The following is a 14,515-nucleotide window of genomic DNA, read 5'->3' as shown; positions in this document are numbered from 1 at the left end:
AACCTGCTGAATCACTCTCCTCCTTTATACCTTCGTACAAGCCTTGAAGTTTCGGTCCGTCGCCACTTATTTTTTTAACTCCGTCGACCGACCTGCATTGCCCCAGTTCTCTCGCCTCCATGAAAGGTGAATTCCCTTCGGAGTCCCTGCCCACACACAGCAGAAGAATCACATTTAGCCACTCTCTTACGCCCCTTTCGCATGAGCCCCATCCGCCAATAGTTACTCTCACACTCAGACTGCATCTCACACAAACTCGGGTTAATGCCCCAACTGTGATCCATCGAAATGGGTGGCGGAGGCGCGGCAGGTCTGCGGCATCGACTTATACCCCAAAATCCGAACGTCGCGGGGCAGTTAGGTCGGCCTCATCGACTTAAAACTCGAAATCCGAGCATCGCGGGGCAGTTAGGTCGGCGAAATCGACTTAAAACTCGAAATCCGAGCGTTACAGGGCAGTTAGGTCGGTCTCATCCACTAGCGTTGCATCAAAGCTTACACTGCAAATAAATTTTCTAAAAGTAACTAATTTTGTAATTTTGTGTTCCTTTTTCATGGACAAAGCATGAAAAAAACTCCATTGTAATGAGGTAGGATACCGATCCATACACCCAATACAAAGGAGTAGCCGTAATGAGTGTATCGGATAAACAGGTCGTTCGTCAATGCCTTTCTCTTTTACCTTTGCAAGATTTTGTTGCCCCTTTTCTGGATTACCGGAAACAGTTCAAAACGGTTCAGCTGCTCAAACTTTTTATCACCGGGCAATTGCTGAACTGGGACTCCCTTCGTACCATAGAAAGCGCTATTCGCTCGGATGAAGGGTTTCAGGCTGAGTTTCAAGTGAAAAGCATCAGCAAGTCTCAGCTTTCACGTCGCATGAATAGCCTGCCCGTCGAGATTACACAAGCTTTGTTTGCTGCCGTGGTGCATGCCCTTCGAAAGCCGATCAAACCTTCTTTAAAGGGAAAGAAGCCCGTGTTGGCTATCGTCGATTCCACAAGCCTTCGCATGCCGCCTGTCTTAGGCGATTGGGCGTATGTGACGGAGAAACAAAACAGTGTAAAGGTTCATACTCGCTTGGTGTTTATCGATGAGCATACCGCGTATCCTGACCATATCGTGCCCTCCACGGGCAACATAAGCGACTTTTCAGGGTCGGATGATCTTGTTGTGGTCGATCCCAACGTGCTTTATGTCATGGATCGCGGTTACGTTTGTTATGTCAGGATGGAGAAATGGGTGACGAACAAAATCGATTTCGTCATTCGGCTTGCGAATCATCACTACGCCGAGGTTCAAAGCGAAAGACCGTCCACGGGTGAACGCTCTACCATCGTTCGCGATGCCGTGGTTATCCTCGGTAACCAGCCTAAAACTAAAATGAGAACACCACTACGCCTCATTGAGTTCTACGATGATCAAGGCCGGTTTTATCGGATCGCAACAACCAGACATGACCTACCTGCAGAAGAACTGATGGACGTCTATCGCAATCGCTGGCTAATTGAACTGTTCTTTAAATGGCTGAAGCAGCATCTGAAGTTCGCCAAACTCTACAGCTATCAACCGGATGCGGTGTGGAATCATATTTATCTAGCATTGGTCGGATACGGATTATCGTATCTGGTTAAACGTGAGCTCCATACGACGCATTCAACATGGGATATTCTCCGACTCATTCGCTTGTATGCGACGAAGAGGTGGTCGGCCTTTCTGACAGAAGTACACAGAATCCCAAAAGCCTGTAAGGTAACCAAACGAAAGACGGGTCCACCTAAGCTGCGAGAAGCCACGGAAACGCCTGGTGTGCGAGTACAACAGCCAAAGAAAAGAAATAGGTAATTTTTTTTGGAAAGGTAGCCTACGCTTAGGTGGAGCTGTCTTTTAATTGCAGGTAACATAAAACTTTGTGAAAATCAGCACGTTGTAGTGTTACAACGTGAGTGTGGAAGCATTAATGCAACGCTAGTGGGTCTCATCGACTTAAACCTCAAAATCCGACGTTACCGGGACAGTTAGGTCGGCCTCATCGACTTAAACCTCAAAATCCGAACGTCGCGGGGCAGTTAGGTCGGCCTCATCGACTTAAACCTCAAAATCCGAGCGTCGCGAGGCAGTTAGGTCGGCCTCATCGACTTAAAACTCGAAAACCGAGCCTTGCGAGGCAGTTAGGTCGGCCTCATCGACTTAAACCTCAAAATCCGAGCGTTGCCTGGCAGTTAGGTCGGCGGCATCGACTTAAAACTCGAAAACCGAGCCTTGCGTGGCAGTTAGGTCGGCCTCATCGACTTAGACCTCGAAAAACTCCCTCTCGCACCCTGCAATCCGAAAAAATCGGCTTACAGCTCCTCCAAACTCCCACTCGCACTGCAACCCGCAAATTCCGGGGCTACAACGAACATTCCGCGCCAACAACAACAAAGCCCCCGCTTCGCAAAGTCATTATGACATGCATAACGACTCCGCCACGAGGGCCCCCCACCATATTCCCGTTCTATTCTTGTTGTCTTCCCTTTCTCTTCCAGCTTCCGTTTTCCCGTGCTCTTCCTACTTCCTGTTCTCTTCCGTTTCTGTTCCTGTTCTCTTCCGTTTTTCTCTTCCTGCTCTCTTCCCAACCTGCCCAAATCTAGCACTATTCTACGTTCATCAAATCTCCCTGGAACGAAAACACGGCGTCGATCCCCTCCACCAGCAATCCCGGATAAACGCCGAGGATCAGCGTACCGGCCGCGCAGAACCAGATTACGATGCCGATTGCCGGCGGAATCGTGATCCGCTCTTCGGAACCGCCCCGCATGAACATCTGACGAATAAAACCGAAGTAGAAGTAATACGAGATTACGCTGCTTAGCACCATCGCCGCCACGATCCAGTAGGCTTTGGCGTTCGCCGCCCCCAACAGAATGAACAGCTTGCCGAAGAACCCTCCCGAGATCGGCAGTCCCGCCAGCGACAGCAGAAAGATAACCATGGCCGCCGCCGTCCACGGAGCCCGATAATACATGCCCGCGAATCCCTTCAGCTCGTCATGGCCGACCGCGCGACTTACAACCGTCAATACGGCGAATGCGCCGATCGTCATCAGCAGATAAGCCGCGAGATAGAAGATAAGCTCCGTCACGTTGTTGCTATGTACCATCGTAATGGACAGCCCGATCGGGACGAGCAAGTAACCCGCGTTCGCGACGCCGGACAGCGCCAGCAGCCGCTTCACGTTCAATTGCCGCAGCGCGGCGAGCGTACCTACGAGCATTGCGATAGCTGCAACCAGCAGCACCGCGAAGAACATATCGTCGCCGACTCCCTTGCCTGATGCGTCGATCGCGACAAACAATCCCGTTGAGTACAAAATACGCAACACGACGGCAAGCGTCGCTCCCTTGGATACCACCGCGAGAAAAGCGGCAACCGGCGTAGGAGCGCCCTGATAGACGTCTAGCGACCAGGCATGGAACGGAGCGGCGGCGACCTTTACGCCGAAGCCCGCCAGCATCATGCCGAAGCCGACGTAGACGAACGCTTCGTAATTTTCCACCGCCATAGGCAAGGCCTGGCCAATTTCGCCGAGCTGCACCGAGCCGGTGACCCCGTACAAATACGACATGCCGAACAAAATGAACGCCGACGAAATGCTCCCCGTCACGACGTACTTAAACGCCGCTTCCGCGGATCGATCATTCTTGCGACGCATCGCGACCAATACGTAGCTGGTCATGCTCATCAGCTCCAGGCCGATGTACAGCGTCACCAGATTGGCGGAAGAAGCCATCGCCATGGCGCCGATCGCGGCCGGCAGCAGGAGGTAATAATATTCGCCTTTATCCGTAATGGCGTCGTCGCGCGAGGCCGTCCCTAGTCCCAGCAAGACGACGAGCGCCGTGCCGAGAAGGAAGATCAGCTTCATCAAACTCCCGAAGTCGTCGATCCGATAGCTGTCCCCGAGGAGCGAGAGCACCTCCGCGTCCCCTGCTCCATCGTTCATTTCGTTCATGCGTAGCCACACAAGCAGGGCAGCGCCAAGCAAACTTGCCAGCGACAAACCGCCAATCCAGGAGCGGCTTATCCTTCTAGGGAGAAATAAGTCCAGCACGACCAATGCGATAAAGCAGACGCCCAGAAGCAATTCAGGAGCCATGAGCAGCATGTCGGGCCAAGTAAGAGGCAAAAATCCCGTATTGTCCGGCATGACCTAACCCCCTGACCTGGTTGCGAATAATTGATCCATAAACCCTTCGACGCTGACTCCCACCGTATCAGTCAGTACGGAAGGGTAGCAGCCCAACAGCACAATAAACGCCAGCAGCACGATCATGGGCAGCGCCTCGACGAACCTTGCATCCCTAAGCGCCGCATGCTCCTCCCGCCTCTCGCCGAACGTAATGCCAAGCACGCTTCGCAGCATATAAGCCGCCGTCAAAATAATGCCAAGCACCGCGGCAGCCGTCACCCAGCGCATGGTTTCGAACAGACCCAGCAGCGACAGCAGCTCGCCGACGAAGCCGGAGAGCCCCGGCAAGCCTAACGATGCGAGTCCCGCGGCGAGCAGCATTCCGCTCATAAACGGCATGGATCTCGCCAAGCCGCCAAGCGCGGGAAGCTCCGTCGTTCCCGTCCGCTCGTACAAGCTGCCGACGATCAGAAATAGCATTGCGGAGATGAAGCCATGCGACACCAACTGGACAATCGCCCCTTGCAGCCCGATTTCATTAAAAGCCGCAAGTCCCAGCAGCACGATGCCCATATGGCTGATAGACGAATAAGCGAGCACCAGCTTAAATTCCGTCTGTCGGAACGCCAGCACGGCGCCGTACAGCAAGTTGATGAGACCAAGCGTCGCAAGCGCCACCGCCCATTCGCGCGCCTGCTCGGGAAAGAGCAGCAAGCCGAAACGGATGAAGCCGTACGCCCCCATCTTCAGCAGGATGCCGGAGTGGATCATGACAACGGCCGGAGGAGCTTCCGCATGCACCTTCAGCATCCAGGTATGGAACGGGAATATCGGCAGCTTGATGCCGAAACCGATCAGCAGCAGAACAAAGATCGTCCACGCCATGCCGCCGCTCATCTCGAACGGATTGGTTCCGCCTGCCGCTGCGCCAGGAAGATTCACCCAAGCATTGGGATCGGCCAGATTACGTAAAATATCGGCATAGCTTCCGCTGTAGATCATCTCCAAGCCGCGGGCCGTTTCCTCCATTCGGAAGCCTGCCGTATTAACGAGCAGGACGAAGGCGATCAGCATGAGCGCGGAACCTATTCCGTTATAGATCAGGAATTGATTGGCCGTCCTCTCCCGGTTGTAATACCCCCAGATGCCGATCAGGAAGTAAGCCGCGACCAGCGTAATTTCGAAAAAGATAAAAAACAGAAACAAATCGCGAGCCATAAACACGCCCAGCATACCCGCTTCCAGCAGCAGGAACCAGGCGTAAAACGCCTTGCGCCGCTTCTTGACGTGGATGGCCGCCAGCGCCGCCATCGCCGTTACGACCGTCGTCAGCAGCAAGAGCGGCAGGGACAAACCGTCGATGCCAAGCGAATAGTCGAAGGAGAAGATGATGTCGGCTTCCTGTGTCCAATCATGATTAACGGGCACTTCCAGCCAGACCGCGTCTTCGCGGTAAGTCGCTCCCCCTTGCTGCTTGTCGAAGTCGGTGTACAGCCACAGCGACAACACGATAGGAAGCAGCGTCGCGACGACGGCAACGGCGGTGATGGCGCGATGACGATTCTTGGGGATCAGCAACAGAACAAGCAGTCCAAGCACTGGCAGCAGCAGCAGAATCGACAATACCGGAATGTCGGAGAGAATGCTCATGACAACAGCCTCCTTCCGATGATCGCGGCTGCAAGCACGACCATGCCGATGACGGCGGCCAGACTGTAGGTCCCGATGCTGCCGTTCTGCAGCCTTAGAGCCATCTTGCCGGATATGCCGGCTGCCGAGCCCGCCAGCTTAACAAGGCCGCCAATGATGTAGGTGTCGAAGGCGCCCAGCAAGGTGCCGAGAGCTCGAAGCCCTCTTACGAAGACGAACTCGTAAGCCTCGTCTACGTAATATTTGCGCTCCAGCAGTCGGACGAGCCAAGGCGCGGCTTCCTTGACGACGGCGGGACGAGTCCGGTCTGATCCGTAGAATCGCCACCCTAGATATATGCCAGCTGCTGCCACGGCGATTGACCCTATGATAGCAGCCCAGCTCACATGCGAAACCGCTTCTTCGCCGGACAGCCAGCCGCCAAGCCAGCCGTTCCACGGCGTCTCGATGAAACCGGCGACGATAGCCGCGAGCGCAAGCACGACAAGCGGCAAGGTCATCGTACGAGGCGACTCCTTCGCCTTTGCGACGGCATCGGAACTGCGCGCGATCCCGCTTGCCGTTCTCGACCATGCCGCATCGCGCTGCCCTTCCGTTGCGTCCGAGCGGCCTTCCGTCTTGGCCGCTGCCCCGTCAAAGCCCGCTTCAAGCGCTTTTGCGCCTCCCTGGATTCCTTTCTCGCCCGCCTTCGAATCGCCCAAGAAAACGAGCACGAACACTCTTGTCATGTACAGGGCCGTACACAACGCCGCCGCGAGACCGACCGCAAAGAGAAAGAGGTTCTGCTCCAGCGCGACCGCCATTATGGCGTCCTTCGACCAGAAGCCCGCCAGCGGAGGAATGCCTGCCAGCGCAAGCGCCCCGACAGCGAAGGTAGCCGTCGTTACGCGCATGCGGGCGTGCAGCCCGCCCATCTCCTGGATGTTCTGCGTATGGACGGCATGGATAACGCTGCCTGCGGCGAGGAACAATAATGCTTTGAAGAAGGCATGCGTAAAGAGATGGAAGATGCCGCCCGTCCAGGAGCCAAGCCCGATCGCCATAAACATGTAACCAAGCTGGCTGATCGTAGAATAGGCTAATACGCGCTTGAGATCGTTTTGCGCAAGAGCGATCGTTGCGGCGAACAATGCCGTAAAGCCCCCGACGTAAGCGACGACATCGCTCGCGAACAGGGAAGCCTCCAAAATGGGAAACGTACGCGCCAACAGGTAGACGCCGGCGGCCACCATTGTCGCGGCATGAATAAGCGCGCTGATCGGCGTAGGTCCCTCCATCGCGTCCGGCAGCCAGACATGCAGCGGGAATTGTCCCGACTTGCCCACCGCGCCGAGGAAGATGAGCAGCGCGATAACGGTCGTAATGCCGGTGGCGATAATGCCTCCTTGCCCCTCGAAGACGCTTTCTATCATCGTAAAGCCAAGCGCGTGATCCGGCATGTACCAGAACAGGAGCAGAATGCCGATCAAGAGCGCGGCATCGCCGATTCTTGTCACGATGAAAGCTTTTTTGGCAGCCGCCCTGGCGGCCGGTTTCGTATACCAGAAGCCTACTAACAGGAAGGAGCATACGCCGACGAGCTCCCAGAAGATGTATAGGGAGAGCATATTGTCCGACAGCACCAGCCCCAGCATGGAGAAGGTAAACAGGGATATGTAACCGTAGAAGACGGTAATTCGTTCGTCATTTTTCATATAGCCGGCCGAATACACGTTGACCAGCAAAGCGACGAAGGTAACGACGATAAGCATCAGCGCCGTCAGATTGGTCACCTCGAAGCCGATCTCGAGGGTATAGCCGCTGATTCGGATCCAGTCGAAGCTATAGTTGTAGTCGACCGCATCCTGCCCGAACCGTTCCACCAGCACCAGCACGGACATCGCGAACGACGCCAGCGCGGCGAATGTACCGATTATGACGCCGGCCTTGCGGTAATTCCGCCCTAGCGCCGTGAGCGCCAGAAACGCGGCAAGCGGGATGAGCGGAATGACCCAGGCCGATTTCGTATAGAAGTCCATACCCGCTTCACCTCCTCATGGCATTCATATGTTCGACGTCCACGGTGCCGCGCGCCCGGAACAGCGCGATAAGCACCGCTACGGCAACGGCGGCTTCCGCAGCGGCGACCGTAATCGTAAAGACCGAAAAAATCTGCCCCGTCAAGGACGGGACGACTCCATACTTCGAAAAGGCGATCAAATTCAGATTGACCGCGTTCAGCATCAGCTCAAGCGATAACAGGACAATAATGGCGTTGCGCTTGGCGAGTGCGCCATACAGGCCGATACAGAACAAAATTGCGGCAAGCGTCAAGTAAGATGGCAGCATATCGTTATTCCGCCTCCTTCTTGGCCAGGGAGATGGCTCCGATAAAAGCCACGGTCAGCAGAACGGACAACAGCTCGAAGGGCACGATATAGCCCGTGTAGAGCAGCTCGCCGATCGCTAATGTGTTGTCCGTTACCGCACCGGGCGCCCCGGCTGCTCCCGTCTCCGGTATGTCCGTCTGGCGGATCGCGTAGAACAACAGTCCGAACAGGCTGAGCGCCCCGACGGCGGCCAAGGTCTCGTGCAGCGGGCGCACGGGCTCCTTCTCCGCGTTATGTTTCGTCATCATGATGCCGAACACCATCAGGATCGACACGGCGCCGGCGTAGATCAGCACCTGGACAAATGCCGCGAATTCGGCGTCCAGCAGCACGTACATCCCCGCAAGGCCAAGGAAGACGGCCGCCATGGATACAACCATATGGACGACCTTCTCCAGGCTGATCATCAGAACGGCGCCTCCGATCATAATGGCGGCGAAGACGAAGAAGGCGACAAATGGTCCGTTAACCTCCACGTTAAACAATTATTTGGCGCCTCCTTTGGCCGGAGCCCCGATGTTGTTGTTATCCTTACGCACGAGGGTGTTGTTGTCCGTCAACCACTCGGCGTCCTTGTACAAGTCGTCCCGGCTGTACGTCGCCAGCTCGAAGTGGTTCGTCATGACGATGGCTTCCGTTGGGCACACCTCCGTACATAGATCGCACAGGATGCATATTTCGAAGTTGATATCGAAAGTATCGATGACCTTGCCCCGCTTCTCGGGATCCGGGTTCGGCTTGCCCGTCAGCGTAATGCAGTCCGTCGGGCAAATGCGGGCGCATTGGTTGCAGACGATGCACAGCTCGGGGATGAAGTGCTGGATGCCGCGGAAGCGGTCCGGCATATGAATCGGCTCGTCGGGATAGGATGTCGTGACCTTGGGCGACGTCATCGACTTCAGCGTGACGCCGAGGCCTTGCAGCATTCCGCTTAGCATGGCGATTCCTCCAATCGTTATTTGACGAACAGCTCCAGGTACAGGGCCGTCAGGAACACGTTGAGCAGCGCGACGGGCAGCAGCACCTTCCAGCCCAGCCCCATCAATTGGTCGATACGCACGCGCGGGAAGGTGGCGCGTATCCAGAAGAACGAAAAGACGACGGCGACGAACTTGAGCAGGAACCAGACGAGACCCGGCACGAAATCAAGAAACGGCGCCGGAGGATGCCATCCTCCCAAAAATAAAACCGTAGTCAGTGCCGCGATGGCATAGACGTAGACGTATTCGGCAAGCATAAAAAACGCGAAGCGGAAGCCGCTGTATTCGACGTGATAGCCGGCCACAAGCTCCGATTCCGCCTCCGGCAGGTCGAACGGCGTCCGGTTTAGCTCCGATACGGCCGCGATATAAAAGACGACGAAGCCGATAATCTGCGGCAGAAAATTCCACTGCCAGAACCAATCTCCCTGAGCGGCGACGATCGCCCTCAGGTTAAGGCTGCCGCTCAGCAGAACGACCCCGACGACGGAGATAACAAGCGGCACCTCGTAGCTGATCATCTGCGCCGCCGAACGCATGCCGCCCAGAAGCGCATATTTGTTGTTGGAAGCCCATCCGCCCAACACCATCCCCAGCGTCGTAATGCCGGACAGCGCCACGTAATAGAGCAGCCCCACGTTGAGATCGGCAAAATACAGCTTCTCCGTATACGGAATGACCGCAAGCACCGCGAAGGCCGGCACGAACGCGAGCGCGGGAGCCAGGATAAAGAGCAGCCGGTCCGCTTTGCGGGGAATCGTATCCTCCTTGATCAGCAGCTTTAGAATATCCGCGACGGTCTGCAGAAGTCCCAGCGGTCCAACGCGGTTGGGTCCAACGCGAAGCTGCATCCAGCCGATGACTTTTCGCTCGTAATAGATCGCATACGTGACGAATCCAAGCACAATGAGCAGAAACACGACTGCCCAGACGAACAACACGAACGCGTTGCCCCAGGTCATGCTTTCGTTCAGCCAAGCCCCCATCAGCAATCCACCTCCCCGACCACGATATCGATGCCGCCGAGAATCGTAATGAGGTTCGTCATCGTCTCTCCGACGAGCAGCTTGGGCAGGATACCCAGGTTAACGAAAGAGGGTCGTCTGAATTTGAGCCGGTACGGCTCGGCCTTGCCTTTGGATACGATATGGCAGCCGATCTCGCCCCGCGGCGACTCGATGCGCACATAAGCTTCTCCTGCGGGCGGACGAATGGCTCTTGGCACCTTGCCCATCGTCTCGCCATCCCTCGGAAATTGCGCGACAGCCTGCTTTAGAATGCGGAGGCTTTGCCGAATCTCCTCCAGCCTGATGCGATAACGGTCGTAGCAGTCGCCGCTCGTGCCGACGGGCACGTCGAATTCGAACCGGTCGTACAGACTGTACGGCTCCTCCTTGCGAAGATCCCATTTCACGCCCGTGCAGCGCAGGTTGGCGCCGGACAAGCCGTAGCTGATGGCCGTATCCGCGTCATATCGACCGACGCCTCGGATGCGCGCCAGGAAGATTTCGTTGCCCGACACCAGCTTGTCATACTCCTCGAGCTTCTTCTCCATATAGGGGATAAAGGCTTCGACCTTATCCATCCAGCCGGGCGGAGCGTCCCACTTAACGCCGCCTACCCGCATATAGTTGTAGGTAAGCCGCGCGCCGCACAGCTCGTTAAACAGATTGATAATCATCTCGCGGTCCCGGAAGGCGTACAGAAACGGGCTCATCGCGCCGATGTCGAGCAGGTAGGTGCCCCACCAGACGAGGTGGCTGGCCACCCGCTGCAGCTCCATGACGATCAGGCGGAGAAATTCCGCGCGAAGCGGCACCTCGAGACCCATCATTTTCTCGACGGTATGGACGAGGACGTAATTGTTGGTCATCGCCGAGACGTAATCCATTCGGTCCGTATAAGGAATAATCTGGGTATAATTCAAATTTTCCGCGAGCTTCTCTGTCCCTCTATGCAGATAACCCATAACCGGAGTCGCTTCCGTGATGACTTCCCCATCCAGCTTGACTACGATCCGGAAGACGCCGTGCGTGCTGGGATGCTGGGGTCCAACGTTAAGCAGCAGTTCCTCTGTGCGGATCATGGTAGCGGCTACACCTCCGAATCCAGTGGTTCGTAGTCTTTGCGAAGCGGATGCCCCACCCAGTCGTCCGGCATCATAATGCGCCTCATGTCGGGATGGCCGGGAAAGTCGATACCCAGCAGGTCATAGATTTCGCGTTCGTTCCATTCCGCCGATCTCCATACCGGCGTTGCGGAAGGCAACGACGCTCCTTCCCGATCCGTTCGGATCTTTACGGCAACGACCCGTTTGCTTGCCAGGGATAACAGATGATAGACCACTTCCAGATGAGTCTCGTAATCGACGCCGGTAACATTGCGCAAATAATCGAAGCGCAGTTCGTCATGCTCCTTGAGCAGCAGAGCCGCCGCCTGCCAATGCCCGCTCTTGATCACAAGCGTGGGCATGTCGTCGTTCAGCTCGTTTAGATACGCCTCGTCCAGCGCATCGTCCGCCACTTCTCTGCGCACCACTGCCTGCAGCAACTCAAGCTCCGGCAGCCGGATCGACGGCGGCTTGGGCACCTCCGCCTGGGAATCGCCCTCCCCGCCTCCTGCGGACGTGCCGCCTTCCGCCTGCGCCTTGGCCGCCGCCCTTGCGGCGCGCGCCTCAGCGGCCGCCTTCAGCTTCGCCTCGCGCTCCGGATCGACGGCGGCTTCGGGCGGCGCGCTTGCCTCCGCCTGCGCCTTGGCCGCCGCCCTTGCGGCGCGCGCTTCCGCGGCCGCCTTCAGCTTCGCTTCGCGCTCCGGATCGACGGCTGGCTCCGACGTCGGTTCGGCTCCCGCCGTTTCCACGCCAGCTTGGCCGGGCTGGGCTTCCATCTTCACGTCCGCCGCGTCAGCCTCGCTTGCCTCGCCCTGTGCTCCCATCTTCGCGTCCGTCACGTCGGCCTCGCTTACCTGGCTCTGTGCTCCGGGCTCCTTCTTCTCCTCCTCCTCGCTCATCGGCCGGTCACCTGCTTCCCGGTTTTGGCTTCGTAGCGAATTTTCTCCTGCAGTTTGTTGATGCCATAGATCAGCGCAGCCGGATTAGGCGGACAGCCCGGTATGTAGACGTCGACGGGGACGATCTGGTCCACGCCCTTAATGACGGCGTAGGACTTCACGTAGGGGCCTCCCGCGGTCGCGCAGGAACCCATCGCGATGACCCACTTGGGCTCCGGCATCTGGTCGTACAGGCGGCGCAGCAGCGGTCCCATCTTCTTGGTCACGGTTCCCGAGACGATCATGACGTCAGACTGCCGCGGCGACGTGCGGAACATGACGCCGAATCGGTCAAGATCGTAATGAGAGGCTCCCGTCCCCATCATTTCAATGGCGCAGCAGGCAAGTCCGAAGGTCATAGGCCACAGCGAATTGCTGCGCGCCCAAGCCTTGAGGCTTTCCAGCGTACCCATGAATACATTGCGTTCCAGCTCCTTGCGTTCTTCCAGACTAATCGATTCCAGGCTCAAGTCCATTTAAGCACCCTCTTCTTCCATGCGTATAGGAGTCCAATGAGCAGCATGCCGGCGAAAATGACCATTTCGATCAGAACAAAAAGGCCGAGCTTATTGTATGCAACGGCCCAAGGATATAAGAAAACGGTTTCCACATCAAAGATGACAAACATAAGCGCAAACATATAATACCGGATGTTGAATCTAACCTGACCTTCGCCTACGGGTTCGTTGCCGCTCTCGTACGTGGAGCTCTTCGGCTCCGTCGGCTTATGCGGCCGGAGCGCTCTGCCCAGCAGCAATGCGACGACGGGGAGCAGAATGCCCAGCACGACGAAGATCGCGACGACAACATAGTGATTGACGTAATTCTCCACAGGATCGCCTCCGTCACAGGATGGTATGGGATCTGTTCGACTTGCCAGGAAAGTTGCCGCCCATTTTTCCTCACAATTATAACAAATGCTTCCACGACCGTCTATGAAAGAGAGTTCAAAAAGTTCGGTTCTCAGTACCGAGAAGATTGGATGAAGCTAGAACCTGAGGAGCGGAGCGTAGTGGAAGCTACGTGAGCACCGGAAGGTTCGGCTGAATTCAATAATCGATGTCGAGTAAGCTTCCAGAATTGCTTCGTAATGGGAAGCGGACTTTTTGAACAACCCTATGACGGAGTTGGGCCTGTTCGCACCGCTACGCGTTAGGTTCCTTGCTAGGGAATCTGCCGTCCTTGCGGCTTCGCTTGCGCATGAGCAGCGCCGCGAGTAGAAGCAGCAGAGGGACGAACAGCCCTTGCATGACACTGTATACGGTCCATACATTCATGGCGAAGATGGTCGAATGTACGCCATTGCGGTAGATGATCAAGGAGAGCGGAGCAATGAGCATGCAAAGCGGGAATACGAGCGGACGGTAGGCGCGCAGCCCAAGCACTTGCCCCAGCAGCACAGACAGAACGTAGACGCTTAGCGACAATTTTACGAATACGGTGCCGATCCAGACGACGGCGAACAGGATCTCGACGCGAACAAGTATCTCTTCTATGTTTATGAGCTTCGCCATCTCATATACCGCAAACGGGCTTCGAGTTGTCTCGCCCGATCCCATGACGGCTATCAGCAGGAAAACGATCAGCGTCGTAATCGCTCCTGTCACCGCGACGGCGCCAAAAATCCCCCGGTTCAACTTCTCCCGCTCGCTCTCCTTAACCATGGGCAGAATCGCCGTCAAAAAGACGCATTCCGTCAAAGGGAAGCCCAGCACGGGATACATGCCCTTAAGCGGAGTGATTAAGCCGTTTGCAAGCACGGGCTCAAAAAATTCCATATGAACTTGGTTCATGAGCGACAGGGTGATGATAACTAGCACGAACAGACTCCATATGTACAAAATTTCTCCCGTACGGGCGATCGTCTCGATGCCGAGAAACACACCGTACAGGATAACGATCATAAATGTTCCGCTAATAAACCAGGTCGGCGTTTGCGGCAGCACCGTCTTGCTCATGAAGTCGACCATGTTCCGAAGCACCAAAGTGCTCAGGATGAAGAAAAAAAACACGAACGTTAGCGCGATAGACTTCCCGATCCATCTCCCGGCGATGAATTCCGCATATTGCGCGATCGTCATTCGGGGAAAGCGTCTCATCAATGCGAGATAGACGAGCACGATGGCATATTGTACCGGTACGATCAATAACATGGAAATCCAGCCATCCTGTTTGGCGATGGTGACCGTCGCCGTCGGCACGATGAGCGCTGCGCTTCCCACCGAAAATAAATATAACAACTTGGATACCTGCCTGGACGTGATTTCGTTATTGACGAAGCCAGACCTCATGGACAT

The 14,515-nt window shown here is 56.1% G+C and carries 13 protein-coding genes; 1 reads left to right on the top strand and 12 read right to left on the bottom strand.

The annotated features are described in order from the left end of the window. Positions 1–633 precede the first annotated feature (633 nt). Complete coding sequence (locus H7F31_RS05095) at positions 634–1,845, top strand: IS4 family transposase (protein ID WP_187101017.1); 1,212 nt, start codon at positions 634–636, stop codon at positions 1,843–1,845. 790 nt (positions 1,846–2,635) lie between these two features. Here the strand turns inward: H7F31_RS05095 and H7F31_RS05090 are convergent. The 12 genes from H7F31_RS05090 to H7F31_RS05035 form a co-directional block, all read right to left on the bottom strand. Beyond that, positions 2,636–4,189 (bottom strand): NADH-quinone oxidoreductase subunit N, encoded by a 1,554-nt coding sequence (locus H7F31_RS05090; RefSeq protein WP_187103288.1) that lies wholly within the window; start codon positions 4,187–4,189, stop codon positions 2,636–2,638. Positions 4,190–4,192: 3 nt separating this feature from the next. Next, complete coding sequence (locus H7F31_RS05085; protein ID WP_261800309.1) at positions 4,193–5,821, bottom strand: complex I subunit 4 family protein; 1,629 nt, start codon at positions 5,819–5,821, stop codon at positions 4,193–4,195. Then, positions 5,818–7,839, bottom strand: coding sequence for an NADH-quinone oxidoreductase subunit L (nuoL, locus tag H7F31_RS05080; RefSeq protein WP_187103287.1), 2,022 nt, complete (start codon positions 7,837–7,839; stop codon positions 5,818–5,820). Before nuoL ends, H7F31_RS05085 begins: the two co-directional genes overlap by 4 nt. Positions 7,840–7,846: 7 nt before the next feature. Beyond that, on the bottom strand, positions 7,847–8,149 hold the full coding sequence (nuoK, locus tag H7F31_RS05075; protein ID WP_087569476.1) for an NADH-quinone oxidoreductase subunit NuoK: 303 nt from the start codon (positions 8,147–8,149) through the stop codon (positions 7,847–7,849). Positions 8,150–8,153: 4 nt separating this feature from the next. Further along, entirely contained in the window at positions 8,154–8,675 is a 522-nt protein-coding gene (locus H7F31_RS05070) for an NADH-quinone oxidoreductase subunit J (protein ID WP_187103286.1), read from the bottom strand. Next, the gene (nuoI, locus tag H7F31_RS05065; RefSeq protein ID WP_087569478.1) at positions 8,676–9,128 is read right to left on the bottom strand and encodes an NADH-quinone oxidoreductase subunit NuoI; all 453 of its coding nucleotides are present in this window, start codon (positions 9,126–9,128) and stop codon (positions 8,676–8,678) included. Between the two features lie 17 nt (positions 9,129–9,145). Beyond that, positions 9,146–10,156, bottom strand: coding sequence for an NADH-quinone oxidoreductase subunit NuoH (gene nuoH / locus H7F31_RS05060; protein ID WP_187103285.1), 1,011 nt, complete (start codon positions 10,154–10,156; stop codon positions 9,146–9,148). After that, on the bottom strand, positions 10,156–11,256 hold the full coding sequence (locus H7F31_RS05055; RefSeq protein WP_187103284.1) for an NADH-quinone oxidoreductase subunit D: 1,101 nt from the start codon (positions 11,254–11,256) through the stop codon (positions 10,156–10,158). Before H7F31_RS05055 ends, nuoH begins: the two co-directional genes overlap by 1 nt. An 8-nt stretch (positions 11,257–11,264) precedes the next feature. After that, positions 11,265–12,179 carry an NADH-quinone oxidoreductase subunit C gene (locus H7F31_RS05050; protein ID WP_261800308.1) on the bottom strand — a complete coding sequence of 305 codons (915 nt, stop codon included), beginning with the start codon at positions 12,177–12,179 and terminating at the stop codon, positions 11,265–11,267. After that, positions 12,176–12,694, bottom strand: coding sequence for a NuoB/complex I 20 kDa subunit family protein (locus H7F31_RS05045; protein ID WP_087569482.1), 519 nt, complete (start codon positions 12,692–12,694; stop codon positions 12,176–12,178). Before H7F31_RS05045 ends, H7F31_RS05050 begins: the two co-directional genes overlap by 4 nt. Beyond that, positions 12,685–13,050: an NADH-quinone oxidoreductase subunit A gene (locus H7F31_RS05040; RefSeq protein WP_087569483.1), complete on the bottom strand. Its 366-nt coding sequence runs from the start codon at positions 13,048–13,050 to the stop codon at positions 12,685–12,687. The genes H7F31_RS05045 and H7F31_RS05040 overlap by 10 nt, the downstream gene beginning before the upstream one ends. A 313-nt stretch (positions 13,051–13,363) precedes the next feature. Then, positions 13,364–14,515 carry a GerAB/ArcD/ProY family transporter gene (locus H7F31_RS05035; RefSeq protein WP_187103283.1) on the bottom strand — a complete coding sequence of 384 codons (1,152 nt, stop codon included), beginning with the start codon at positions 14,513–14,515 and terminating at the stop codon, positions 13,364–13,366.

The sequence above is a fragment of the Paenibacillus sp. PAMC21692 genome (assembly GCF_014303795.1).
Taxonomy (GTDB): Bacteria; Bacillota; Bacilli; order Paenibacillales; family Paenibacillaceae; genus Pristimantibacillus; species Pristimantibacillus agaridevorans.
The sequence above is the reverse complement of the archived record's forward strand: the minus strand, read 5'-3'. Positions and strand labels throughout refer to the sequence as shown.